The following is a 23,329-nucleotide window of genomic DNA, read 5'->3' as shown; positions in this document are numbered from 1 at the left end:
GTCAGCCTTCAGGTACGACCGCCGCGACTGCTTCCTCCACGGTCGGGTAGCTGAAGGTGAAGCCGGTCTTCTCAAACACCGTCGGCTTCACCTCGGCGTCGGTCGTCAGAAGAGCCGCGGTCGCATCAGACCCGAGCGCGAGCCGAAGCGCCCACTCCGGAACCCGTAGCAGGTACGGCCGATTCATGCGTTGCGCGAGAGCGAATCCGAGATCGTTGGCCGTCGTCCGGGTGGGAGCCGTGAAATTCACCGGTCCCGTGATCTCGGCATCGAGAATATGGCGGATGCCCCGAATCTCATCGTCGAGTGAAATCCACGGCCACACCTGGGTGCCTCGTCCGAGCGGACCGGAAACCCCGAGCTTGGTGAGCAGCATGAGCGGACGAAGCACACCTTTGGGATGGACGATCGGGGCCGTGCGCATGAGCGCAATGCGTGCTTTGTCACCCGCTTGGCGTGCGGCATCCTCCCACTCGCCGCAAAGGTCGGCCAGGAACGAAGAACCCTGAGGATCGGACTCCGTCATGATGCCCTTGGGGAAGGCGCCGTAGTAGCCGCTGGCGGAGGCGTTGATAAAGGTCGGCGCGTCGTCTCCGAGCTCTCGCACGGCAGAAGCGATTGCTCGTGTCGGCGTGATCCGCGACCACAGCAGCGTGCTCTTGTAGCTCTTCGTCCACGGAAAGTGGCCGACGCTGGCACCGTTGAGACCGATGACCGCCGCCGCGCCGGCGAGAACGTCCGGTGATAGCGGCTGCGCGTCGGTGAGCCACGACACCTCATCCTTCGTCCGTGTCTCACGACGCACCAGAGTCGTAACGGTGAACCCATCGGCGCGGAAGGATTCGGCGAGGGCAGTGCCGATGAGGCCAGAAGCCCCGGCGAGCACTACCCGCCCTGGGGTCGACGAACTCTGACTAGGCAAGCGTCGCCTCGATAGTGATGTCTACGCCAGCGAGTGCTTGGGAGACGGGGCAGTTTGCCTTAGCGTCGGCGGCGATGCGATCGAAGTCATCTCGTTCGATACCGGGAACTGTTGCATTCACATTCAGGTGGCTGCCAGTAATTCCCGTGCCGGGGATGAAAGTAACAGATGCTGTCGCATCGATCGATGTTGGGGGAGTGCCGTTCTGGCCAAGTGCGTTCGAGAACGCCATCGCGAAGCAGGACGCGTGTGCTGCCGCGAGAAGTTCTTCCGGCGTTGTGACCGAGTTCGAGCCTTCGCTTCGAGCCTTCCAACTGACGTCGAAAGTGCCGAGTCCCGACGATGCCAACGTCACAGTGCCGGCACCGTCGACGAGTCCGCCCTGCCAGTTCGTGGTGGCTTCGCTTGTTGTAGTCATAGTGTTCCTCCTGAGGTGAAGGCACAGTGTGCGCTCTCACTCAAAGCCTACGACCGAGGCGACGCGTGTGCGGCGGATTAACGTTCAGTGAGTTGCGCCAGCTCGAGAGCGACAACGTGGCGGCTCGGAACCCCGCCGAACCGGGTGCGGATCGCGCCCTTGCTGTCGAGAATCAAGGTCGTCGGTGTTTGCACGACGTGGAAATGCTGAGCGATGTCGGGGCGTTCGGTGACGTCGATATCGAGGTAGTTCACGCCGATGGTGTCGCCTGCCATCTGCGAGAGCGTCCGGTGCACCCCCGGGCATCGACCGCACGTTTGCGTGCTGAACTGCAGGAGCGTGGCGGACTCGCCCAGGGGTCCTGCCCCAAGGCGCGACGGGTCGACAACGGTCAGCGACGAGTGTGGGTTTCTCGCTCTTCTGCGCAGATAGATGATCGCTCCTGTGCCCAAAGTTGTCGCCAGCAACGCCGAAATGACGACGAGTGCCACGAGCAGATCCACAACAGTTAACGCTAGCCCCCGCAGGGAGGTTCGCACGCCACTGATCCCACCCGCCACGCTCGAGCAGTAAAGTGGCAGATGTGACGGATGCCGCTTCCCAGACTGAGACCCACGCCCCCTCCATCGAGTTCCGCAGCGACATGAGCGTTGAACTCGTGCGCTCGAGTGCGGCAGACGCCGACGTGCTTTTCGCCGCACGCGTCTCCACACAGGGGGAGCAGACTCTCGAGTCCGCGGCCGCGGGCACCGAGGCATCCGGTCGTGATCGTGGTCTCATCAACTACCTCATGCGTGACCGCCACGGTTCGCCTTTCGAGCACAACTCGATGACGTTCTACGTGCAGGCACCGATCTTCGTGTTTCGTGAATTCATGCGGCACCGGATGGCGTCGTACAACGAAGAGTCAGGCCGCTACCGAGAGTTGCGTCCGGTGTTTTACGTTCCCGCCCGCGATCGGAACCTTGTTCAGGTAGGTAAGCCTGGCGCTTACGACTTCTTGCCAGGTTCGCCCGAACAGAGCGAACTCGTCGACGGCGTCACGCGGGAGGCATCCGTTCGTGCATTCGAGTCGTATCAGAAGATGCTCGGCGCCGGCGTTGCGCGAGAAGTTGCGCGTATCGTGCTGCCGCTGAACATCTACTCTTCGATGTACGTCACGATGAACGCTCGGGCGCTGATGAACTTTCTATCGCTGCGCACAAAGGTCGAGGGTACCCATTTTCCCTCGTTCCCTCAGCGTGAAATCGAGATGTGCGCCGAAAAGATGGAGACGGTTTGGGCCGAGCTCATGCCGATGACCCACGCGGCGTTCAATGCGAATGGTCGCGTCTCGCCGTAGCCCCGGCGCGACCTGCTTTAGCCCCCGCAAAACCACCACCATTCTCCGAAACGCTGCTTCCGCAGCACGGCGTGCCGTGACGGAGCTGGTTTGTTCGGCATGTCTCTCGGCCGAGCATCGTTTTCGCGGGGCGCTGCGATGAAATGACGCCTCGTCCACATGCCGTCTACGCGTCGAGTAATCCCCAAATACCGGCGATGAGAGCTACTCGTTCGCCCTCGCGCGGAACCTCGAGGAATGCTGAACGACCCTATCGAGGCGTGTCTCCGCGCGGGCGGTGTGGCCCGTACCCGCACTCTTCGACGCGCGGGAGTTGCGCGCTTCTTTTTCGAAGAGGCGGTGCGCGAGGGGTCTCTCATTCGACCGCGGCGCGGAATCTATGCCCTTCCAGACACTCCGGCACCGATCCTGCATGCGTTGTCGCACCGCGCGATGTTGGCCTGCTCGAGTGCTGCGCACCAGTTTGGACTGTGGATGCTGGAAGAAGATTCTCCGGAGTCGCCGCACGTTTGGGCTCACCCCGATCGTCAGACGACGCGACCGCTCGCTTGCACATGCAACTGCCATCGTGAGCACCCGGTCGGCCGGTTCACCCTGACGACGGTGAGTGCTCTGCAGTGCCTCGTGCAGATCGCGAGTTGCTGCGGTCCAGAGACTTTTCTGTGCGCTCTGGAGTCCGCGCGCCGCCGTGGCGTACTGTCATCGGCAGAGTTGATTGAACTGCGGCGCTTGGTTCCCCGGCCGGTTCGGGTATTAGTCGATTTTTCTCGCTCTGATGCCGACAGTGGTCTCGAGACGCTCGTGCGTTATCGGCTGCACCTTCTCGGAATCGAATGTCTGACCCAAATGCGGCTGCCGGGAGTGGGAATCGTCGATCTGATCGTCGGGGACCGCCTCATCATCGAGGCAGACGGTTCTACGCACGAAGGGCCAGCGCGGCACCGTGATCGAATGAGGGATGCCGCGGCGCTGGCTCTCGGGTTCGTCACTGTTCGTCTCGACACAGCGATGATCGTCCACGATTGGCCTTCCGCCGAAGCGGCGATCCTCTCGGCCCTGCAACTTGGCTTGCATGAAAGCCCATTCGGAGTCCGGGTACGGGCGGCAGTCTGATTAACCTGCTCATCATATGGAGCTGTCCGGCGGCAACGTGCGAAAACGCTGCTGATCTACTCGGACACGCCGGGTCGTGGCATCCGCTATCGGCGAGTCGGTCCCACGGGCAGCGTTTCGGAGATCAAGGAAGGGAAAAGTGTGAGGCAAAGCGAGGAGGGCTAGGTGAAGCGACCCAAGTGGATGCCGGCATATGTCAGAGCCGCGATGGTCTCACCGTCGGTAATCCGTCCGTCGGCCACACGGGCGAGCACTTCGGAGAACGGAACCCACTCGACGAGGTCGATACCTTCTTCGTCTTGTGTTGACGTCGCATCGCGTATCTGTGTGAGCTCCCGAGCGAGAAAGACGTGTTCCGGTGCGTTTGCGATCCCATTGAGCGCGTTCATTATGCCCAGAGAAGTCCAGTCAGCGGCCTCGTAGCCTGTCTCTTCGAGCAGTTCCCGCTGCGCAGCGATCAGTGGCGATTCGCCGTCCGATCCGCCAGCGGGCACTTCGCTTGAGCGCCCGCCCGTGGGGTACCGATCCAACGTCAAAAGACACACCCGGTCGTCATCGTTGACGGCAACGATGAACACCGCAGGATGCTGCATCTCAAGCACGCCGTAGATACCGATTCCATGCGGGCCCTGCACCGTGTCTTCACGCACACGAATCCAACGATTTTCGTAGACGACACGAGTGCTCTGGGTCTGCCACGTCATGATGGTCACCCTATCGACACCGGTGCTGAGCCTCGTGGCTGGAACCGATACGCTGGTCACATGACGCACTCGGCCAATCCCTTTGGGCAGGTCCTCGTCGCGCTGATCACTCCGATGACAGCCGACGGCGAAGTTGACTGGCCCGCGGTCGAGAAACACATCGATCACGTGATTTCGGCGGGCGCGGATGGCATCGTCGTTACAGGCACGACGGGGGAGACATCAACCCTCACCGACCCTGAGAAGATTCGCCTTGTCGAGGTTGGTAAAGATGTAGCCGCGGGTCGAGCGAAGATCATCACCGGTGGCGGGTCCAATGAGACTGCACACGCTATCGAGCTCTACAAAGCCAGTGAGCGTGCCGGCGCTGACGGCATCATGATCGTCACGCCGTATTACAACAAGCCGACACAGGCCGGCATCCTCACTCACTTCAGGCTTGTTGCTGATGCGACCGACCTGCCGGTGATTTTGTACGACATTCCGGGTCGCACTGGCGTTCCCATCAAGTACGAAACCATTCTGCGGCTGGCTAAACACCCGAATATTCTCGCTGTGAAAGACGCCAAGGGTGACTTCAGCGAGGTCAGTCGCGTGCTGAACCAAACCGATCTCATGTACTTTTCGGGTGACGACGCCAACGTCCTGCCGCACCTTTCTATCGGCGCAGCAGGATTGATCGGCGTCACCGCAAACGTTGCCGCCCAGCCCTACCGAACCATCATCGACGCTGTCAACCGTGGCGACCTTGCCGCGGCCACCATCGCTCACAAACAGCTCGAGCCACTCGTGCGTGCCGTCATGACGCACGTTCCGGGCACGGTATCGGCGAAGTACATTCTTCATGGGCTCGGACGGATCTCTAGCCCGCGTGTTCGACTGCCCCTGGTAGGTCCCGAAGAGTGGGAGGCCGCCCTCATCGAGGATGAGCTCGCACTTGTTCGTGACGTTCCCGGTGCAGATTTCTCAAACTTCCGCCCTGACCGCAACGCGGCCGCTGGCGGTGCCCTGCCTAAGGTGCACGGCACAACACGATGACGCACGACACCTCGCGCGTATAAAAATGAAGGATGCCTGCCCTCAGGCATCCCGGAAAGGCACCGGATGCCCACGAACGTTTACGACCCGCCCGCTCTTGAGTCCGGAACGCTGCGGGTGATCCCGCTCGGCGGTCTCGGCGAAATCGGCCGCAACATGACTGTCTTCGAGTACGACGGCAAGCTGCTCATCGTCGACTGCGGAGTCTTGTTCCCCGAGGAGAACCAGCCGGGCGTCGACCTCATCCTGCCTGACTTCGAGCCGATTAAAGATCGTCTCGACGACATCGTTGGTGTCGTTCTCACTCACGGCCACGAAGACCACATCGGTGCTGTTCCCTATCTCTTGAAGCGCAAGGGGGACTTGCCTCTCCTGGGTTCGGGCCTGACCCTCGCGCTCGTTGAAGCGAAACTCAAAGAACACCGCATCAAGCCCTACACGATGACGGTTGCCGAGGGCCAGCGCGAGCAGCTCGGCCCGTTCGACCTCGAGTTCATTGCCGTGAATCACTCGATTCCGGATGCTCTAGCTGTTGCCATCAGGACGCCCGCGGGAATGGTTCTCGCTACTGGCGACTTCAAGATGGACCAGTTGCCGCTCGATGGGCGCCTGACTGACCTTCGTGCCTTCGCGCGTTTGGGTGAAGAGGGTGTCGACCTCTTCATGGTGGACTCAACGAACGCCGATGTTCCCGGCTTCACGCCGCTTGAGCGCTCGATCGGCCCCGTGCTTGATCAGGTGATCGGCAAGGCCCCTCGCCGCGTCATCGTGGCGAGCTTTTCGAGCCACATCCACCGTGTTCAGCAGGTTTTGGATGCCGCTGCCGCCCATGGGCGCCGGCTCGCTTTCCTCGGTCGCAGCATGGTGAGAAACATGACCATCGCCGAAGATCTTGGTTACCTGCACGTACCTGATGGGGTGCTGATCGACTACAAGAAGGCGAAAGACCTTCCAGACGATCAGATCGTGTACATGTCTACCGGTTCGCAGGGTGAACCAATGGCAGTGCTCTCGCGTATGGCAAACCTCGACCACGCGATTGAGCCCGGAGAGGGAGACACCGTCATCCTCGCTTCCAGCCTCATCCCTGGTAACGAGAACGCTGTCTATCGTGTGATTGATGGCCTGACCAAGCTCGGCGCTACTGTCGTGCACAAGGGCAACGCGAAGGTGCACGTCTCTGGTCACGCCGCAGCCGGCGAGTTGCTCTACTGCTACAACATTTTGACTCCGCGGAACGTGTTGCCCATTCACGGTGAATACCGTCACTTGATGGCAAACGCGAAGCTCGCGCAAGAGAGCGGTGTTCCGGCGGAACGTACGATTCTCGGCGAGAACGGCACGGTTGTCGATTTGAAAGACGGAGTCGCGAAGGTCACCGGTCAGCTCGATATTGGCTTCGTCTACGTCGATGGTTCGACCGTCGGTGAGATTACGGATGCCGATCTCAAGGACCGTCGAATTTTGGGTGAAGAAGGCTTCATCTCCGTCATCGTCGTTGTCGACGCATCGACTGGAAAAATCGTTACCGGTCCCGAGATACACGCGCGAGGTTTCGCCGAAGCGGATGCTGTCTTCGACAGTGTCAAGCCGAAGATTGCAGCAGCGCTGGCCGAGGCGGCGGAGTCTGGCGTGCGTGACACCCATGCTCTTTCGCAGGTTGTGCGGCGAACGATCGGACGCTGGGTGAACCAGCGCCTTCGTCGGCGTCCCATGATTGTTCCGCTCGTGATCGAGGCGTAAGCGCGATAGAACGTCGAAACGGCCCGGGGGTGCGAAGTGCGCCTCCGGGCCGTTTCGTATTCGTTCTGCCATCTGGACAGCCGGGGATTCCGCGTCGCTACCGCTCGACGTCGGTGGTCGGTCGTACCGTGGGATGCATGCCCAAGAGTTCCAGCTCGACAACGCGCGGTCGCGCCGCCGCGAAGGGGTCTGCGTCACGTTCCCGTAAACCCGAACCTGCTCCCAAGCGCTACGTGGGAGATACCGACAAGCCCCCTGTTATCGCTCGCATGTGGCTTGGACTTGCCCACGCCACCGGCGGACTGTTCCGCGCGTTCGGCCCCGAGAACCTCGAAAAAGACCAGCGTCGCGATGGGCTCCCGTTTTTCATCGTGTTGCTCGCTGTCGTCGGCGCTGTCGTCGAATGGTTCCTCATCGGCACTCCGGCATCGAGCCTCATCAGCGCCTACAGCGTCGGTGGGCTCGTAGGCCGGGTTTCGTTTATTTTGCCGGTGTTGTTGCTGCTACTAGCTGGCTGGCTTTTCCGGCACCCTTCCTCTGTGCACGACAACGGGCGCATTGGGATCGGTTTTGTGCTTTTCGTCTTGACCGTGGCGGGCTTCTGCCACGTCTTCGGCGGGAGGCCTGCGCCGAGCGAGGGCCTCCCCGCTCTAAGCGCTGCGGGGGGTCTTTTTGGCTGGATGATCGGTGAACCACTCGCGCTCTTTTTGACGAATGTCGGCGCGGCGATCGTGCTGGGGATTTTCGCGGTTTTGAGTGTTCTGATTTTGACGAAGACGCCCCCCAACCGCATCGGCACTCGCCTGGGTGATCTCTACGCATGGATGTTTGACGCCGAACGCCCCGAGAAATCTGCTCCTTCAGAAGCAAACGCCGTGAGCGAGAGCGATTCTGGGGCGACGGGAGAGCTGCCGTGGTGGCGACGCAACAAAACTGGCCGTGAAAAAGACCCGGAGAACGAACTCGGCTCTGATGACCTCACCGAGCTGCTTTTCTCTGGCGAATCGGGCCCGAGCGGTTTTGATCAGGCGATCGTCAGCGCCCCGCCTCTTCCTCCGCTCCCGGACGCCGTGACAGAAGTTATTACTCCTTCGGTGCGCGCCGAGGCTCAACGTGCCGCAGCTGGTGGCGGCACCGCCATCCACGATGACGGCGACGCGGCTGAAGTCGATGGTGTTGACGACACGAGCGTCTCGAGCTTCGGAGGCTCGGGTGACCGCATGCCGCCAGCTGCCGCCTACCGCCTGCCATCGGTTGCGACACTTTCGTCAGGTACGCCACCGAAAGCGCGGTCTGAAGCGAACGATCGCGTTGTGCAAGCCATCCGTGGCGTATTCGAGCAGTTCGGCATCGATGCACGCGTGACCGGTTTCTCACGCGGACCGACAGTAACCCAGTACGAAATCGAACTGGGCCCCGGAGTTAAAGTCGAGCGCATTACCGCGCTGACGAACAACATTGCGTATGCCGTCGCCTCGAACGAAGTGCGCATCCTCGCTCCGATCCCCGGCAAGAGCGCAATCGGTGTAGAGATACCCAACACAGATCGTGAGACCGTCACGCTCGGTGATGTGCTTCGCTCGCCCGCCGCGGCGCAGCAGACTCACCCCATGACGATCGGGGTCGGTAAAGATGTCGGTGGGGGATTCGTCATCGCAAACCTTGCCAAGATGCCCCACCTGCTCGTCGCAGGCTCCACCGGCTCAGGAAAATCTAGCTTCGTGAATTCGATGATCACCAGCCTTTTGATGCGCGCAAAGCCATCAGATGTGCGAATGGTTCTGATCGACCCGAAGCGCGTGGAACTTACGAACTATGCGGGTGTTCCGCACCTCATCACGCCCATCATCACGAACCCCAAGAAAGCAGCCGAGGCGCTGCAGTGGGTCGTGAAAGAGATGGACATGCGCTATGACGATCTCGCGTCGTTTGGATTCCGCCACATTGACGACTTCAACAAGGCTGTCGTCGCCGGCACCCTGGAGGTTCCGCCTGGCAGCGAACGGGTGTTGAAGCCATACCCGTATCTCCTCGTGGTCGTGGACGAGCTCGCCGACCTCATGATGGTTGCCCCACGCGACGTGGAAGATTCGATTGTTCGCATCACGCAGCTCGCTCGTGCGAGTGGCATCCACCTCGTCCTTGCCACACAGCGGCCGAGCGTCGACGTCGTCACTGGCCTGATCAAAGCCAATGTTCCGTCTCGATTGGCCTTTGCGGTCACAAGCGTCACAGATTCTCGAGTAATTCTCGATCAGCCGGGTGCCGATCGCCTCATTGGGCAAGGCGATGCGCTCTTCCTGCCGATGGGTACAGCCAAGTCGATACGTGTACAGGGCGCATGGGTGACGGAAGAAGAAATCGACTCCGTCGTCAAGTACGTGACAGCTCAGGCACGTCCTGAGTATCGTTCCGACGTTGCTGCTGTCGCCGCGAAGAAGGAAGTTGACGCGGATATCGGTGACGACCTCGATCTGCTTTTGGCCGCTGCCGAGCTGATCGTGACGTCGCAGTTTGGGTCGACTTCAATGTTGCAGCGCAAGCTGCGTGTCGGATTCGCAAAAGCAGGACGACTTATGGATCTGCTCGAATCGCGGGAGATCGTCGGGCCTTCCGAGGGGTCGAAGGCGCGGGACGTGCTGGTCACATCGGAGCAGTTGCCGGGCGTCTTGGCGCGACTTCGTGGTGACGAGGCCGCCGTGCCTAGTGGAGCGGATCCGGTGGACCAGCAGTTCGAGGGGGTCCCCGTCGTCGAGGACGACGAGGGCTCCGAAGACGCGTGGCAATTGACGGGGCGCGACTGATGGCGGCTCCTCGGCAGCTGCCGAACGCGATCACGATCGCGCGCATCCTCTGCGCACCTGTTTTCCTTTGGATGCTTCTCGCCGACAACGGCAGCGACGGCACGTTGAGGTGGTGGGCTGCAGCGCTCTTTGTCCTTGCGATTGCAACGGACGGTATCGATGGTTACATTGCACGCAAGTACAACATCGTCACCGATCTCGGCAAGCTTCTCGACCCCATCGCTGACAAGGTGCTCACCGGTGTGGCCTTCATAGGTCTTTCGATTCTTGGTGAGTTGCCGTGGTGGGTCACGATCGTCGTTCTTGTGCGCGAAGTCGGGATCACGATCTACCGCTTCATCGTCGTCAACAATCACGTGTTGGCCGCGGCATGGATGGGAAAACTCAAAACTGTCGCGCAGGCGGTTGCGTTGGCGCTTGCTCTAGCGCCGCTCGCGGTTCTCGTTGGCGGGTGGGTCGACTGGGTGAACACCGTCACCATGTGGATTGCAGTCGCACTGACAATTGCCAGCGGTCTCGACTATGTCGTGTCGGAAGTGCGCGGAGCAAGAGCCAACCGCAACCCGAGTGAGCAATCGTGAGGTCGGATGAGCCGGCACCGATGGGTGAAATCGATGACCTCGATGTAGAGACGACTATCGTTCGCAGGAAAAAGCGCAGGAGCGACGCGGAACGTCTACTCGCTCGGCTCGACGAATTGAATTGGACTGTCGCGACGGCCGAATCTCTCACTGGCGGGCTCGTGGCTGCGTCTCTTGTTGCTGTGCCCGGTGCATCCGCTCACGTGCGTGGCGGCATCGTCGCGTACGCGACAGATGTGAAACAGACCGTACTCGGTGTCGATGCCACTCTGCTGGAGCTCCACGGAGCTGTTGAGTCGAAAGTTGCGAGACAGATGGCGGACAAGGTGCGCGACGTTCTCGCCGATGGTGACACACGTGTTGATGTCGGAATTGCAACGACAGGGATCGCGGGTCCGGGCTCTCCAGACGGACAGCCGGTGGGCACTGTTCATATCGCGGTGTCTACGCCGCTCGGCACCAGGGTCGAGTCTTTTGTGCTCGAGGGTGACCGTGAGGCGATCCGCGCCGAAACCGTGCGCCGGTCACTCAGGCTTGCCCTTTCGGCGCTCTGAAGCTGTTTTACGACAATCTCATGTATTTCACAGGCGTTACATTGTTCGATTGCGGCCCATGATGTCGCCGTCGGGATTAGATTGGCATAACGCGGTGTTATAACGTTATGCACCCGTAAGAACAACGGAACTAGCAGTGAGGAGGGGGCCCGAGATGATTTTAGTTCGTCACGAAATTGGTGAAGTCCTACGCGACTTCCGCCAGCAAAAGGGACGCACTCTCCGTCAGGTCGCCGGACGCGCGAGCGTTGCACTCGGTTATCTCAGCGAAGTAGAGCGTGGCCAGAAAGAAGCATCGAGTGAAATTTTGGCGTCGGTCGCTGAGGCGCTCGAGGTTCCTATCTCGATCATTATGCGCGAGGTGAGCGACCGTCTTTCTGTGCTCGAAGGCATGCCGACGTTCCCCGATGTTGTTCCGGATGACTTGGTCGCGCTCGATGCTGAACTCGCTGAGCCTGAGCTCTCCCTCCGCTAACGCTCGATGCGCCGTAGCGAATTCGATCGCGCCGTTTCTGAAGAATTTGGCGCGCAGGCCTCCGTATTGACGGTCGACTTGGTGTTATCTTCAGTCGGCGACCGTACCGCTGCTCAAGCTCTCGCCGCTGGCGTTCCGCCGCGTCAGGTGTGGCTCGCGTTGTGTGCGGAAACTGACGTGCCGCTCAACCGGCGATACGGCGCAGGCCGGCAAGAGCCTCGTCGCCGCTGACGATTCTGGATGCCGCTCTCTCGGCGTGTCGTCGAATATCTGTTCGATATCGGCATAGTCTCCTGCACAGGTGATATTCGAAGGATCGAGTCCACGTTTTGAATGCCGCTCGACGCGATGTCGGAGGCCCCTCGTAGCGTGAACAACGTCCCCGCACATCACAAGCCTTGTCGCAGCGTCCCACCCATCCGGGTGGGAGCGCGACAGCCTACAGGCGACACGGACGCGAGCAAAAGGAGCAAATTATGCCATCACCCGCAGACCGCGAGAAAGCCCTCGAATCGGCCCTCGCCCAGATCGACCGTCAGTTCGGAAAAGGCTCGGTTATGCGACTGGGTAGCGACGACCGCGCACCGGTCGAGGTCATCCCAACGGGGTCTATCGCGCTGGACGTTGCTCTCGGCGTCGGTGGTCTGCCCCGTGGGCGCATCATCGAGATATACGGTCCTGAATCTTCAGGTAAAACCACGCTTACGCTCCATGCGATCGCTAATGTGCAGCGTGCTGGCGGTATCGCAGCGTTCGTTGATGCCGAGCACGCGCTCGACCCCGACTACGCCCAGAAGCTTGGCGTTGATATCGACCAGTTGCTCGTCTCTCAGCCAGACACCGGGGAGCAGGCGCTCGAGATCGCCGACATGCTCGTGCGCTCCGGCGCAGTCGACCTCGTCGTTATCGACTCTGTTGCCGCGCTCGTGCCGAAGGCCGAGATCGAGGGTGAAATGGGAGACTCGCATGTCGGTCTTCAAGCACGTTTGATGTCTCAGGCGCTTCGTAAACTTACCGGTGGTCTCAACACGACGAACACCACGATGATTTTCATCAACCAGCTGCGCGAGAAGATCGGCGTCTTCTTCGGCTCACCCGAAACGACAGCGGGCGGTAAAGCTCTAAAGTTCTATGCGTCTGTCCGGCTTGATATCCGTCGCATCGAGACTTTGAAAGACGGCACCGAGGCAGTGGGTAACCGCACGCGTGTCAAGGTCGTGAAGAACAAGATGGCGCCGCCGTTCAAACAGGCTGAGTTCGACATCCTCTACGGAGTCGGCATTTCTCGTGAAGGCAGCCTGATCGACTTCGGTGTCGAACACTTGATCGTGAAGAAATCTGGAGCTTGGTACACCTACGAAGGTGAACAACTCGGTCAGGGTAAAGAGAACGCTCGAAACTTCTTGCTGAAGAACCCCGATATCGCTAACGAAATCGAGTCGAAGATCAAAGCGAAGCTCGGCATCGGACAGCCGAAGGCTGATGCTGCCGCTGACGAGCTCGCGGCGCGTCGCCCGGCATAGTGGTCCATTTTGTTGAAGACGGGGGCGAGCCGGAGTCGCTTGCCCCCGTCACACCCCTTTTCGGCGGCCGCGGTAGCGCGACCCCCAATTCGAGTTCGGATTCCCCCCGCAAGGGTTCAGCTCGCCGCGGAGCGCCCCCTCCCTCGCGTGGCGGACGGGTGCTTGGCAGCGAGGGTGCGGACGATGCGGACCCTGAGGCAATGATCGCTGCAGCTGAGAACTCGCTTCTCAGAAAACTACGTGCTCGTTCACTTTCGATAAGAGAAGCGCGCGCAGTGCTGGGGGCGCACGTCTCAGACGCTGACGCACAGCAAGCTGTGATCGATTCTTTCCTGGAGCGTGGGTACCTGGATGACGCTGCTCTGGCGGAGCAGCTCATTTACTCCGGCATGGAGCGAAAGAGGCAAGGTCGTCGCGCGATCGCGCAAACGATGATGCAACGCGGGATATCCCGAGACGTGGCCGACACGGCGCTGGCTGAGCTTCCCGATGACGACAGCGACCGCGCTCTTGACTTCGCGCGCTCCAAGGCGCGATCACTGCGTTCTGTCGAGCGTCAGGCCGCGTTGCGTCGATTGACGGGCCAGCTCGGCCGCCGCGGATTTCCCGGAGGCGTTGCGCTGAGTGCGGCGCGTCAAGCGCTCGAGGAGTTGGACTAGCTCGCAGCTCTTGCTCGCGTGCCACACCGGCATTCGGCTCGTAGAATGGGGTACATCATGACTTTGCCCTCGTCCGCTCCCACTCTCATTTCGCCATCCGTCGCCGCGCGCGACGCCAGTGGTCGCGCACGCACCTACGAAGTGCGCACCTTCGGGTGCCAAATGAACGTGCATGATTCTGAGCGGTTGTCGGGGTCTTTGGAGAGCGCGGGCTATGTGAAGGCAGAGACGGGCAACGATCCGGATGTCGTGATCATCAACACCTGCGCTGTTCGCGACAATGCGGCGGGAAAGCTCTACGGAACTCTCGGTTACCTCAAATCGCGCAAAGACAAGCATGAGGGTATGCAGATCGCTGTCGGCGGTTGTCTTGCTCAGATGGACAAGGACACGGTGCTTGACAAGGCTCCGTGGGTCGATGTTGTTTTCGGTACCCACAATATGGGTTCACTTCCGACCCTCCTCGAGCGGGCGCGCCACAACGGTGAGGCGGAGCTTGAGATCCTAGAGTCGCTCGAGGTCTTTCCCTCGACGCTTCCAACGAAACGTGACTCAGTATCCAGCGGGTGGGTCTCGATCTCGGTCGGCTGCAACAACACCTGCACGTTCTGCATCGTGCCAAGCCTGCGAGGCAAAGAGAAAGACCGGCGACCCGGCGACATTCTCAACGAGATCCGCCTTCTGGTAGAAGACGGTGCTGTTGAAGTCACCCTGCTCGGACAGAACGTGAACTCCTACGGTGTTGAGTTCGGTGACCGCAAAGCATTTGGAAAGCTTTTGCGCGCTGCCGGTGAGATCGAAGGCCTAGAGCGGATTCGTTTCACGAGCCCGCATCCGGCAGCGTTCACCGATGACGTTATCGACGCGATGGCCGAGACACCTGCCGTGATGCCCTCGCTTCACATGCCCCTGCAATCTGGGAGCGACCGCATTTTGAAAGAGATGCGGCGTTCTTATCGCAGTTCGAAGTTTCTGGGCATCCTTGATCGTGTTCGGGAGCGTATCCCTAACGCGGCAATCACGACAGACATCATCGTCGGCTTCCCTGGTGAGACCGAAGAGGACTTCGAAGAGACCATGCGTGTTGTGGAGCAGTCCCGGTTTGCGAGCGCTTTCACCTTCCAGTACTCGATTCGTGAGGGCACACCGGCCGCGACGATGCCGGACCAGGTGCCGAAAGACGTTGTGCAGCGGCGCTTCGAACGATTGGCGGCGCTCCAGGATCGCATCTGCCTGGAAGAGAACCAGCTTCAGATCGGTCGCACGGTAGAGGTTCTCGTTTCGAAGAGCGAGGGTAAGAAGGATTCCGCGACTCACCGCCTTACAGGGCGCGCTGAAGACAACCGACTCGTGCACTTTGAGCTGCCTGCTCATTCCGACCAGCCTCGCCCGGGCGATGTGGTGTCAGTGGAGATCACTCACGCGGCTCCTTTTCACCTGTTGGCCGATTCACTCGACGGCGCGCCATTGCGCATACGTCGTACGCGGGCCGGCGACGCGTGGGATCGCTCGCAGGCAGATTCCTGTGGCGTTCCGACGGGCGCCGCGCAGGCGGCAAGCTCGGGAGCCGTTTCGCTCGGTCTTCCGTCGCTTCGTATCGGCGTGTGACTCTGACTGCCCAGCCCCGACTTTGGGTGGTCGTGGGTGCAACCGGAACCGGAAAAACACGCCTCTCACTCGACCTCGCCGAAGTCCTCCGAGAGCGCGCGCGCCCGGTCGAGGTTGTAAATGCCGATGCAATGCAGCTGTATATCGGAATGGATATCGGTACCGCAAAGCTCGCCGAAGCGGATCGGCGCGGCATACCGCACCACCTCTTCGATGTGTTGGATGTGACACAAGAAGCTGCAGTTGCATGGTTTCAAGAAACGGCGCGAGCGACGATTACTGATATCCACTCCCGTGGCGCCGACGCCATTTTGGTGGGCGGATCAGGTTTGTACGTGTCGAGCGTTGTTTACGATTTTCGTTTTCCTCCTCGAGATGAAGGAATTCGTGCGCGACTAGAAGCAGAGCTCATTTCGAGCGGTCCAGGGGTCCTCTTTGATCGACTTCGTGAGCTTGACCCGGCAACCGCAGAGCGCGTGGATCCTAGAAATGGACGACGCGTCGTCAGGGCTCTCGAGGTCATCGAGCTGGGCGAGAGTACCCACGGTGCTGCGTTGCCGGAAGAGCCTGCCCTCTGGCATCGAGAGACGACCGTTGTGGGTGTTTCCGTGCCTCGAGCTGAGCTGGTCGAGCGATTGGATGAACGCGTCGTGGCAATGTGGCGCGAGGGTTTGGTGGCAGAGGCTGCGCAATTGCGCGACATCGGGCTCGAGTATGGTGTGACCGCAGGCAGGGCGATCGGGTACGCGCAGGCGTTGGCACAGCTGCGGGGCGAGAAGTCCGAGTCGGACGCAATAGCTGAGACGCAGGCGCTGACACGGCGGTATGCCCGGCGCCAGGTGTCGTGGTTCAAGCGTCTCTCGGGTGTGCAGTGGGTCGACTCCGGCTGTGATGCTGCAGATTTGGTGGATCAAAAGTGACTGTCGTGATTCGCGTTTTTGGCTCCGAAGACCTCGAACCTGTCATCACACTGTGGGAAGAGGCCGAACTGACTCGGCCTTGGAACGACCCACGCAAAGACATCGAGCGAAAGCTTGCGGTTCAGCCCGAACTCTTTCTCGTCGCGGAGCGCGAGGGAGAAGTCGTCGGCACAGTGATGGCGGGATACGACGGACATCGAGGCTGGCTGTACTATCTCGCAAGTTCTCGTCAGTATCGTGGCTCCGGCGTCGGCCGGGCGCTTGTCGCTGAAGCGGAAAAACGGCTGCTTGCGATGGGGTGCCCAAAAGTCCAGTTGATGGTGCGACCAGAGAACGCATCTGCTCGTGGCTTCTATGATGCGCTCGGATACGAGGCATTCGACGTGTGGTCTACGGGCAAGCGACTTATCGCGGACTAGCGCGCAGTGAATGCGAGATGCCTAGACCTGCGTCGCAGGCGAGCGGCCTAGAATTGATGGATGCCACACACCATTGCGTTCACGAAAGGTCATGGGACCGGCAACGATTTCGTGATCGTGGCCGATCCTGACGGCTCTCTCGATCTGTCTGATGCTCAGGTTGCAGCGCTGTGTGATCGCCATTTCGGTATCGGCGCTGATGGTCTCTTGCGGGTCGTGCGCACCTCGGCGATATCTGAAGGTGCGGCATACGAGTCTGCTGCCGAATGGTTCATGGATTACCGCAACGCGGACGGCTCGGCCGCCGAGATGTGCGGAAACGGCATCCGGGTCTTTGCTCGTTATCTCGCGGATCACGGCTTCGCTGAGATTAACGAGACTCCGATCGCTACACGGGACGGCCTGAAGGTGCTCAGGCGCCACGAGCGGGGCTTCGAAGTCGATTTGGGGCGCTGGGAGGTCGCGGACGCAGAGTATCGCGTCCGCGCCAAGGGCCTAGACGTCGCTCGTCCAGGTTTGGGTATCGACGTGGGAAACCCGCACGTCGTCGTGGCACTTCCCGCTGATAGCGACCTCGACAGTCTCGACCTGACGTATCGACCGATTCTTGATCCGGACCCGGCGGCGGGCGCGAACGTCGAGTTTGTTGTGCCCGCTGACCCGCTTGTACAGCACGGCGTTGGGTCCCTGCGTATGCGTGTCTTTGAGCGGGGCGTTGGGGAGACGCTCAGTTGCGGCACAGGGGTCGCGGCTAGCGCACTCGCCGTGCATCACTGGGCGGGTCCTGCTGCTCCCGATAGCTGGCTCGTCGAGGTTCCTGGAGGCACTCTCGCGGTTCGTATGGCCGATGGCCACGTTCATCTCGCTGGCCCGGCTTCGCTCGTGTATTCGGGCGAGATCACGCTCGCCTAGCTACTCGGGGAGCGAGATCGGCTCGGTAGGTGGTGAACCGTGTCGGCGGACCTTCAGTACGCGGTACCCCTTGCCGGTTGCGGCGCGGTGGACGCTGAAGCCGTCGTGGAAGCTGGCGGCGATCCATCGCTGGAGAGAGTCTGAGCCGAGGTTTCGCTGCACGACGAGCCATGCATCCGATCTCTCGTCGAGTCGGGGGATCCACCGCTCGAGCAAGCCATGCAGCTCGTTTTTTCCAACGCGAATCGGCGGGTTTGAACGGATGCTGCGAAATGACACTTCGTCGGGAACATCGTCGGGCTTGACAGCGTTGACGTTAGAGAGCCTCAGGGTCTCTGCGTTCCTCTTGACAAGATCGAGCGCACGTTCGTTTACGTCGACAGCCCATACCGTGGCGTGGGGCGATTCGAGGGCAAGTGAGAGTGCGATCGGACCCCAGCCGCAGCCGAGGTCGAGGATATTGCCGCCTGACGGTGCAGGTGGGGTGTGCGCAAACAGCACCGCCGTCCCCGTGTCTAGCCTGTCGGGACTGAAGATCCCACCAGCAGTGGTGAGTTCGACGTCGCGGCCGGCAAGGGTCACTTTGAGAGTGCGAAGTTTCTCGGGACTGGCGGGCGACGCGCTGAAATAGTGGTCGCTCGACATTCTGAGAGCGTATCGGAGGACACCGCGTTTGCGGGAAGCTAAAGTTGAGAGAAGCCGGAAAGCGCAGACATATTTGCGTCGCCGGCTCCGGGTGAAAGGACACAATGACGCAGACGTCTGACGTCACAGGCTCTGAAAACGAGCCAATCGATGCGGTAGACCGCGTTCTCGCGCGATCAGAGGGTCGCGCGGGGTTGCGCACCTTCGGAAATGCCCAGGCGCTTCAAGCGGCTGGTACGGACGCCTACGGTGACTCCGACGGAGACCAGTGGGATCGTGAGGAACGTGCCGCGCTCCGCCGCGTTCCTGGGCTTTCAACTGAGCTTCAAGATGTCACAGAGGTCGAATATCGGCAGCTGCGTCTCGAGAATGTCGTTCTCGTCGGTGTGCACCCGCAGGGACAGCAGCAGGATGCCGAAAACTCGCTGCGCGAACTGGCAGCTCTTGCCGAGACGGCGGGCGCCGTCGTGCTCGATGGTCTGCTTCAACGTCGACCGCACCCCGACCCGGCAACATATGTTGGGCGCGGTAAGGCCGAAGAGCTCCGCGGCGTTGTCGCTGCTGTCGGAGCCGACACGGTGATCGCCGATACCGAACTGGCGCCTAGCCAACGTCGCGCGCTGGAAGACGTTGTGAAGGTCAAAGTCATCGACCGCACAACAGTGATTCTCGATATTTTCAGCCAGCACGCCAAAAGCCGCGAGGGTAAGGCGCAGGTTGAGCTTGCTCAGCTCGAATATCTCCTCCCGCGTCTTCGTGGTTGGGGTGACTCGATGAGCAGACAAGCGGGTGGCCAGGTGGGTGCCGGTGGCGCCGGGATGGGATCTCGTGGGCCCGGTGAGACGAAAATTGAACTTGATCGCCGCCGTATTCGTACCCGGATGGCACTGCTTCGTCGCCAGATTCGTGACTTTGGGCCCGGTCGTGACGCGAAGCGTGCCGAGCGCAAGCGCAACACGATTCCGTCGGTAGCTATCGCTGGCTACACGAACGCGGGGAAATCGAGCCTTCTCAATCGGCTTACGAGTGCTGGCGTGCTCGTCGAGAACGCGCTCTTCGCGACTCTCGATGCGACGGTGCGGCGTGCCGAGGCATCCGATGGTCGCGTGTACACGCTGACCGACACCGTCGGTTTTGTTCGAAATTTGCCGCACCAACTGGTGGAGGCATTTCGTTCGACTCTCGAAGAGGTCGGAGATGCCGATGTCATCGTTCACGTCGTCGACGGTTCCCATCCGGACCCGGGAGCGCAGCTTGCCACCGTGAGAGACGTTCTGGGAGACGTCGGTGCTCGGTCAACGAACGAGCTTGTGGTCTTCAACAAGGCGGATCTACTCGATGACGATGAGCGACTCATCCTTCGTGGTCTGGTTGCAAACGCGTACTTCGTTTCTTCGCGCACCGGCGAGGGCATCGATACGCTTCGCGCCGCGATAGAAGAGGCGCTGCCGCTGCCCGCGGTGGAGGTGCACGCCCTTGTGCCTTACGACCGTGGCGAGCTGGTCTCAGCGGTGCACGAAACCGGGCTGATCATCAGCGAGGAACATCGAAACGACGGCACACTCTTGCATGCGCACGTTTCGGCCAGGCTCGCGGCGGAGCTTTCGGCTTTCGCGCTTCAGTCTTAAGAAAGCTCGAGCGCTGCGACGCCGTCGGGCGTGAAGCCGAACGCTTTGCCAAGAAACGCTATTTCTTTCTCGAGAGAGTCGACAATCGTTTCTTGGCGTCGAAAACCGTGGCCTTCACCCTGGTAAAGGACGTAAGCGAGAGGGATGCCACGTGCCCGCAGGGCATCGCGGATGGCCTCTGCTTGCGACGGCGGCACGACGGCGTCGTCCGCGCCCTGCAGAATGAGCATGGGAGCGGTGAATCCGTCGACGTGAGTGAGTGGCGAACGCTCCTCGTACAGGCTCTCGGCATCAGGCAGCGGCCCGATCAGCCCATCGAGGTATCTCGCTTCAAAATCGTGTGTATCTGTGGCGAGGGTCCGAGCGTCGCCTACTCCGTAGCGCGAAATTCCTGCCGAAAAGACATCGGTGCGTGCGAGAGCTGACAAAACGGTCCACCCGCCAGCTGAACCGCCCTCTATCGCGAGTCGCCGTGGGTCTGCGTGCCCCTCAGCGGCGAGGCCGGCGGCAGCCGCGGCCACATCTTCCACATCGACTACACCCCACTGACCGCGCAGCCGCTCGCGATAGGCACGCCCGTATCCTGTCGAGCCGCCGTAGTTGACGTCGAGTACGCCGACGCCGCGAGACGTGAAATACATGATCTTCGACGACACAGCGCCGCCGACGTGACTCGTGGGACCGCCGTGCACAAAAACCACGTACGGCGGCAGCTCATCAGAAGGCGCCGACACGTTGGGATTCTGGGGAGGATAGTCGAACGCGTGCACAGCGCCGCGAGCGCCGGAGAATGAAACGGCGCGCGGCTGCGGCATCCATTCGTCTTCGGCTCCGGTGCTGCCGCCGGCGATTGCGCTGTACACCCCGGAATCGATGTCTACAAGCCAGACGCCCGATGAGACGCGCGCGCCCGAGCCGGTGATCAAAACCTTGGTGCCCCGGGAGTCCTCGACGTTGAGCTGAGACGACAGAGGTAGGTCGAGCTTTCGCGCGCTTGATGACTTGGGATCGACCACGACGACATCGTCGGAACCGTTCGTGCGAAGGCAAACGACTCGCCCGTCTTCTAGCGTCGCGAACCAGCGAGCGCCGAGAACCCAGAGCCCGCCCCCGGTGTCCGCGTCTGCGGGGGCGACTGGCTCGGGGGCATGACCAATTCGGTATCGCCACAGGTTCCAACGACCGGTCGGATCGTCGCAGAACGTGATCTCCGTCGGGCTGCTCCACACCGGCTGGAGCGGCGCGGAACCGCTGCCGCCGGCTACCACGATGGTCGAGCCGATGTCGGAGCCCGCAAGAGTCGTTATGCGAAGTGTGGTTTGGTCCCAGGGCATGTCGGGGTGGTTCCACGCTATCCAGGCAAGGAGGGTGCCATCCGGCGACAGGGCAGGCTGGGCCGCGAAATCAGAGCCGGATGCCAGCACGCGCAGTGCGTTCTCGCTGCGGGCAGCTGAGCCATCGAGGGGGATGCTCACGATGTCGCGTGCTGGCACTTTTCGTTCGGAAGTGTGACGCTCACGTACCGCAAGCAACACGTCAGCGTCGAAGCGAAGACCACCATAGCGGGCTCCCTCTTCGACAGGGGTCAGCGGGTATGGCGAGCTCCCAGGCTCCATCGCCCAGACACGATCGTCGGAACGTTCGCTGAAGAGAAGAATTCCGCTGGTTGTGACGGTCCACGCGCCGCCACCGTACTCGTGTACCCGGGAACGTGCATTCCACGGGGCAGGCAGGATGTCTTCGACCGCGCCGTTGACGCGTCGACGGCGTACGGTCGTGCGTCCGCCTTCTGCTGGGAGTCCTTGACCCCACCAGACGTCGTCACCAACGAACCGTGCACCGTCAAAACGAGCAGAAGATGTGGCTGCATCGGACGCGCTGAGTGGTGAAGGCCAGGAACCATACGGGAGTTGTTTCGGCACTTAGCTCTCCACTGGCGCGTCGACAGAAGTGACGCTCGATTCGGCGTCCGAAGGTTGGCGGCTCAAAAGAGACACGATAAGCCACGTCATCAGCCCGATTGCAGCGGTCAGGATGACATCGCCGAATGTGAGGGGGCGTAGGAAAAACAGGGTGAGAACGGTCAGAGCGATAAGGATAATTCGCACCAGAATTCGTTGCTGTGCGAGCCAGATCCCGAAAACGCCGGTGTTGAGGCCGCGGCGCTGCAGCCCTCGACGCGCACTCGTTGTTAGTGAGTCGCCCAGGGCGCGAGTGCGCACCGCGGGGCTCCACCTACCACTGAGCCAAGCGGCGAGGGCAACGACCACGCCAAGGAAAACGAGTACGAGCGCGGTATCCCGCATGCCTCCGACGACGATGAAATAGACGGACTGCAGGGTCGCCGCAGGTATTCCGATGGAGCCAGCGTTGAGGCCAATGACCACATTGGCACCAGTGAGGGTCGCTGCGAGCGCACCGGCACCGAGCGCAATACCGATTCCGGCACCCATGAGGGCAGTTGTTCGTCGCCGTGCGATCAAAATGCCGATAGCCAACATCGCCATGGCGGCGAACGGCAGCCAGTAGCCGACGGTTGCCGCGAGGTTGTAGACCGCACTGAGAGCTAGCAGTGCATCGGACTGCGCGATCACGATCGTCGTGTCGATCGCGGGGATCGCTGAGGCGAAACTGAAGCCCCTGTCGGTCATTCGGGTCTTGAGTTCTTCGATGATTGGTCCGAGTTGGATGCCGAGCTGACCTTTGTCGTCTATCGAGACTGCTCCCGACCCATCGTTGGTCGCCACCGCTACCAGCGATTTATGGCTTGCTTCTAGTGCTGTCCGCCACACAGAAGAAAAGGCATCAGAGCTAACGATCTGCGAAATCGACGACTCGATGAGGCTCTTTACGCCAGCAGCTGCGGGAGCGCGAAGAAGATCGACCGCGCTGCTTGCCGCTGCCGGAAGATCCAGCGTGCTGAGTCCGTCGAAAAGATCATTCGTCAACCCATCGATATCTACGGCATTGTCGATTGCCGCCGTGGCCTGGTCGATGATCACTGTCTGAACTCCGGGATCATCGATCAGCGGGGCAAACGTCGACACGAAGCTGTCTTCGTCGACGAGCTGCACGCGTGCCCAGCTGCCAACGACAGACACTGGAATGATGACGGCCGCCATCGTGAGGCAGAGCGCCGAGATGAGTCCACGCCACCAACTGTGGCGTCGCTTCTCGCTGAAAGCATTCTGACTGCTCACGGTCAAAGAGCTATCTCGCAGTGACGCATTCTCGGCCTGCAACAGCGCGATCTTCGTTCGCAGCTCGTCAAGCTCAGTGGTCATGTGCTCAACCTTCCCCTGGTTGACGCCCAGACTAGCG

General features: G+C 61.0%; 23 protein-coding genes. 16 read left to right on the top strand and 7 right to left on the bottom strand.

The annotated features are described in order from the left end of the window. Position 1: 1 nt before the first annotated feature. The 3 genes from G6N83_RS02030 to G6N83_RS02020 form a co-directional block, all read right to left on the bottom strand. Complete coding sequence (locus G6N83_RS02030; RefSeq protein WP_165138800.1) at positions 2 to 922, bottom strand: TIGR01777 family oxidoreductase; 921 nt, start codon at positions 920 to 922, stop codon at positions 2 to 4. Further along, positions 915 to 1,340 carry an OsmC family peroxiredoxin gene (locus tag G6N83_RS02025; RefSeq protein WP_165138798.1) on the bottom strand — a complete coding sequence of 142 codons (426 nt, stop codon included), beginning with the start codon at positions 1,338 to 1,340 and terminating at the stop codon, positions 915 to 917. Before G6N83_RS02025 ends, G6N83_RS02030 begins: the two co-directional genes overlap by 8 nt. Before the next feature lie 77 nt (positions 1,341 to 1,417). Further along, positions 1,418 to 1,843, bottom strand: a complete 426-nt coding sequence (locus G6N83_RS02020) for a TlpA family protein disulfide reductase (RefSeq protein WP_165138796.1) — start codon at positions 1,841 to 1,843, stop codon at positions 1,418 to 1,420. 140 nt (positions 1,844 to 1,983) lie between these two features. Here G6N83_RS02020 and thyX point away from each other — a divergent pair, with 140 nt between their 5' ends. Together thyX and G6N83_RS02010 are read left to right on the top strand one after the other, a co-directional pair. Further along, positions 1,984 to 2,682, top strand: a complete 699-nt coding sequence (gene thyX / locus G6N83_RS02015; protein WP_165143035.1) for an FAD-dependent thymidylate synthase — start codon at positions 1,984 to 1,986, stop codon at positions 2,680 to 2,682. Between the two features lie 237 nt (positions 2,683 to 2,919). After that, positions 2,920 to 3,795, top strand: a complete 876-nt coding sequence (locus G6N83_RS02010; RefSeq protein WP_165138794.1) for a type IV toxin-antitoxin system AbiEi family antitoxin domain-containing protein — start codon at positions 2,920 to 2,922, stop codon at positions 3,793 to 3,795. Positions 3,796 to 3,956: 161 nt separating this feature from the next. Here G6N83_RS02010 and G6N83_RS02005 read toward each other — a convergent pair whose 3' ends face one another. Beyond that, on the bottom strand, positions 3,957 to 4,499 hold the full coding sequence (locus tag G6N83_RS02005) for an NUDIX domain-containing protein (protein WP_165138792.1): 543 nt from the start codon (positions 4,497 to 4,499) through the stop codon (positions 3,957 to 3,959). A 60-nt stretch (positions 4,500 to 4,559) separates the two neighbouring features. On the opposite strand from G6N83_RS02005, the gene dapA reads away from it, so the two are divergent. From dapA to dapF, 13 genes are all read left to right on the top strand, one after another. Then, on the top strand, positions 4,560 to 5,537 hold the full coding sequence (dapA, locus tag G6N83_RS02000) for a 4-hydroxy-tetrahydrodipicolinate synthase (protein ID WP_165138790.1): 978 nt from the start codon (positions 4,560 to 4,562) through the stop codon (positions 5,535 to 5,537). A 66-nt stretch (positions 5,538 to 5,603) separates the two neighbouring features. Then, on the top strand, positions 5,604 to 7,280 hold the full coding sequence (locus G6N83_RS01995) for a ribonuclease J (protein ID WP_165138788.1): 1,677 nt from the start codon (positions 5,604 to 5,606) through the stop codon (positions 7,278 to 7,280). Between the two features lie 137 nt (positions 7,281 to 7,417). Further along, complete coding sequence (locus tag G6N83_RS01990) at positions 7,418 to 10,084, top strand: FtsK/SpoIIIE family DNA translocase (protein ID WP_165138786.1); 2,667 nt, start codon at positions 7,418 to 7,420, stop codon at positions 10,082 to 10,084. Beyond that, entirely contained in the window at positions 10,084 to 10,665 is a 582-nt protein-coding gene (pgsA, locus tag G6N83_RS01985) for a CDP-diacylglycerol--glycerol-3-phosphate 3-phosphatidyltransferase (RefSeq protein ID WP_165138784.1), read from the top strand. Before G6N83_RS01990 ends, pgsA begins: the two co-directional genes overlap by 1 nt. A gap of 20 nt (positions 10,666 to 10,685) precedes the next feature. Then, on the top strand, positions 10,686 to 11,219 hold the full coding sequence (locus G6N83_RS01980; RefSeq protein ID WP_165138782.1) for a CinA family protein: 534 nt from the start codon (positions 10,686 to 10,688) through the stop codon (positions 11,217 to 11,219). A 154-nt stretch (positions 11,220 to 11,373) separates the two neighbouring features. After that, on the top strand, positions 11,374 to 11,694 hold the full coding sequence (locus G6N83_RS01975; protein WP_165138780.1) for a helix-turn-helix domain-containing protein: 321 nt from the start codon (positions 11,374 to 11,376) through the stop codon (positions 11,692 to 11,694). A 6-nt stretch (positions 11,695 to 11,700) separates the two neighbouring features. Then, positions 11,701 to 11,925, top strand: coding sequence for a DUF3046 domain-containing protein (locus G6N83_RS01970; protein ID WP_165138778.1), 225 nt, complete (start codon positions 11,701 to 11,703; stop codon positions 11,923 to 11,925). A 245-nt stretch (positions 11,926 to 12,170) separates the two neighbouring features. Next, complete coding sequence (gene recA / locus G6N83_RS01965; RefSeq protein WP_165138776.1) at positions 12,171 to 13,217, top strand: recombinase RecA; 1,047 nt, start codon at positions 12,171 to 12,173, stop codon at positions 13,215 to 13,217. 200 nt (positions 13,218 to 13,417) lie between these two features. Further along, a complete protein-coding gene (locus G6N83_RS01960) occupies positions 13,418 to 13,876 on the top strand; it encodes a regulatory protein RecX (protein WP_208379689.1) in 459 nt (152 codons plus the stop codon). A 57-nt stretch (positions 13,877 to 13,933) separates the two neighbouring features. Beyond that, positions 13,934 to 15,484: a tRNA (N6-isopentenyl adenosine(37)-C2)-methylthiotransferase MiaB gene (gene miaB, locus G6N83_RS01955; protein WP_165138772.1), complete on the top strand. Its 1,551-nt coding sequence runs from the start codon at positions 13,934 to 13,936 to the stop codon at positions 15,482 to 15,484. Beyond that, positions 15,481 to 16,404 (top strand): tRNA (adenosine(37)-N6)-dimethylallyltransferase MiaA, encoded by a 924-nt coding sequence (gene miaA, locus G6N83_RS01950; protein ID WP_375782614.1) that lies wholly within the window; start codon positions 15,481 to 15,483, stop codon positions 16,402 to 16,404. Before miaB ends, miaA begins: the two co-directional genes overlap by 4 nt. Next, positions 16,401 to 16,823: a GNAT family acetyltransferase gene (locus G6N83_RS01945; protein WP_165138770.1), complete on the top strand. Its 423-nt coding sequence runs from the start codon at positions 16,401 to 16,403 to the stop codon at positions 16,821 to 16,823. Before miaA ends, G6N83_RS01945 begins: the two co-directional genes overlap by 4 nt. Before the next feature lie 60 nt (positions 16,824 to 16,883). Then, positions 16,884 to 17,735 carry a diaminopimelate epimerase gene (dapF, locus tag G6N83_RS01940; RefSeq protein ID WP_165138768.1) on the top strand — a complete coding sequence of 284 codons (852 nt, stop codon included), beginning with the start codon at positions 16,884 to 16,886 and terminating at the stop codon, positions 17,733 to 17,735. Here dapF and G6N83_RS01935 read toward each other — a convergent pair whose 3' ends face one another. After that, positions 17,736 to 18,380, bottom strand: a complete 645-nt coding sequence (locus G6N83_RS01935; RefSeq protein WP_165138766.1) for a class I SAM-dependent methyltransferase — start codon at positions 18,378 to 18,380, stop codon at positions 17,736 to 17,738. 104 nt (positions 18,381 to 18,484) lie between these two features. On the opposite strand from G6N83_RS01935, the gene hflX reads away from it, so the two are divergent. Next, entirely contained in the window at positions 18,485 to 20,008 is a 1,524-nt protein-coding gene (gene hflX / locus G6N83_RS01930) for a GTPase HflX (protein WP_165138764.1), read from the top strand. Here the strand turns inward: hflX and G6N83_RS01925 are convergent. Further along, entirely contained in the window at positions 20,005 to 21,930 is a 1,926-nt protein-coding gene (locus tag G6N83_RS01925; protein ID WP_165138762.1) for a S9 family peptidase, read from the bottom strand. The two genes, hflX and G6N83_RS01925, sit on opposite strands and share 4 nt — an antisense overlap. Further along, entirely contained in the window at positions 21,931 to 23,292 is a 1,362-nt protein-coding gene (locus G6N83_RS01920) for a hypothetical protein (RefSeq protein WP_165138760.1), read from the bottom strand. Positions 23,293 to 23,329 lie beyond the last annotated feature (37 nt).

This window comes from Microbacterium endophyticum (assembly GCF_011047135.1).
GTDB classification, from domain to species: domain Bacteria; phylum Actinomycetota; class Actinomycetes; order Actinomycetales; family Microbacteriaceae; genus Microbacterium; species Microbacterium endophyticum.
The sequence above is the reverse complement of the archived record's forward strand: the minus strand, read 5'-3'. Positions and strand labels throughout refer to the sequence as shown.

Coding starts and splice junctions, on each gene's coding strand:
- G6N83_RS02025 (WP_165138798.1), bottom strand. CDS start 1,340: ATGACTACAACAAGCGAAGCCACCACGAACTGGCAGGGCGGACTCGTC.
- thyX (WP_165143035.1), top strand. CDS start 1,984: ATGAGCGTTGAACTCGTGCGCTCGAGTGCGGCAGACGCCGACGTGCTT.
- G6N83_RS02010 (WP_165138794.1), top strand. CDS start 2,920: ATGCTGAACGACCCTATCGAGGCGTGTCTCCGCGCGGGCGGTGTGGCC.
- G6N83_RS02005 (WP_165138792.1), bottom strand. CDS start 4,499: ATGACGTGGCAGACCCAGAGCACTCGTGTCGTCTACGAAAATCGTTGG.
- dapA (WP_165138790.1), top strand. CDS start 4,560: ATGACGCACTCGGCCAATCCCTTTGGGCAGGTCCTCGTCGCGCTGATC.
- G6N83_RS01995 (WP_165138788.1), top strand. CDS start 5,604: ATGCCCACGAACGTTTACGACCCGCCCGCTCTTGAGTCCGGAACGCTG.
- G6N83_RS01990 (WP_165138786.1), top strand. CDS start 7,418: ATGCCCAAGAGTTCCAGCTCGACAACGCGCGGTCGCGCCGCCGCGAAG.
- pgsA (WP_165138784.1), top strand. CDS start 10,084: ATGGCGGCTCCTCGGCAGCTGCCGAACGCGATCACGATCGCGCGCATC.
- G6N83_RS01980 (WP_165138782.1), top strand. CDS start 10,686: ATGGGTGAAATCGATGACCTCGATGTAGAGACGACTATCGTTCGCAGG.
- G6N83_RS01975 (WP_165138780.1), top strand. CDS start 11,374: ATGATTTTAGTTCGTCACGAAATTGGTGAAGTCCTACGCGACTTCCGC.
- G6N83_RS01970 (WP_165138778.1), top strand. CDS start 11,701: ATGCGCCGTAGCGAATTCGATCGCGCCGTTTCTGAAGAATTTGGCGCG.
- recA (WP_165138776.1), top strand. CDS start 12,171: ATGCCATCACCCGCAGACCGCGAGAAAGCCCTCGAATCGGCCCTCGCC.
- G6N83_RS01960 (WP_208379689.1), top strand. CDS start 13,418: ATGATCGCTGCAGCTGAGAACTCGCTTCTCAGAAAACTACGTGCTCGT.
- miaB (WP_165138772.1), top strand. CDS start 13,934: ATGACTTTGCCCTCGTCCGCTCCCACTCTCATTTCGCCATCCGTCGCC.
- dapF (WP_165138768.1), top strand. CDS start 16,884: ATGCCACACACCATTGCGTTCACGAAAGGTCATGGGACCGGCAACGAT.
- G6N83_RS01935 (WP_165138766.1), bottom strand. CDS start 18,380: ATGTCGAGCGACCACTATTTCAGCGCGTCGCCCGCCAGTCCCGAGAAA.
- hflX (WP_165138764.1), top strand. CDS start 18,485: ATGACGCAGACGTCTGACGTCACAGGCTCTGAAAACGAGCCAATCGAT.
- G6N83_RS01920 (WP_165138760.1), bottom strand. CDS start 23,292: ATGACCACTGAGCTTGACGAGCTGCGAACGAAGATCGCGCTGTTGCAG.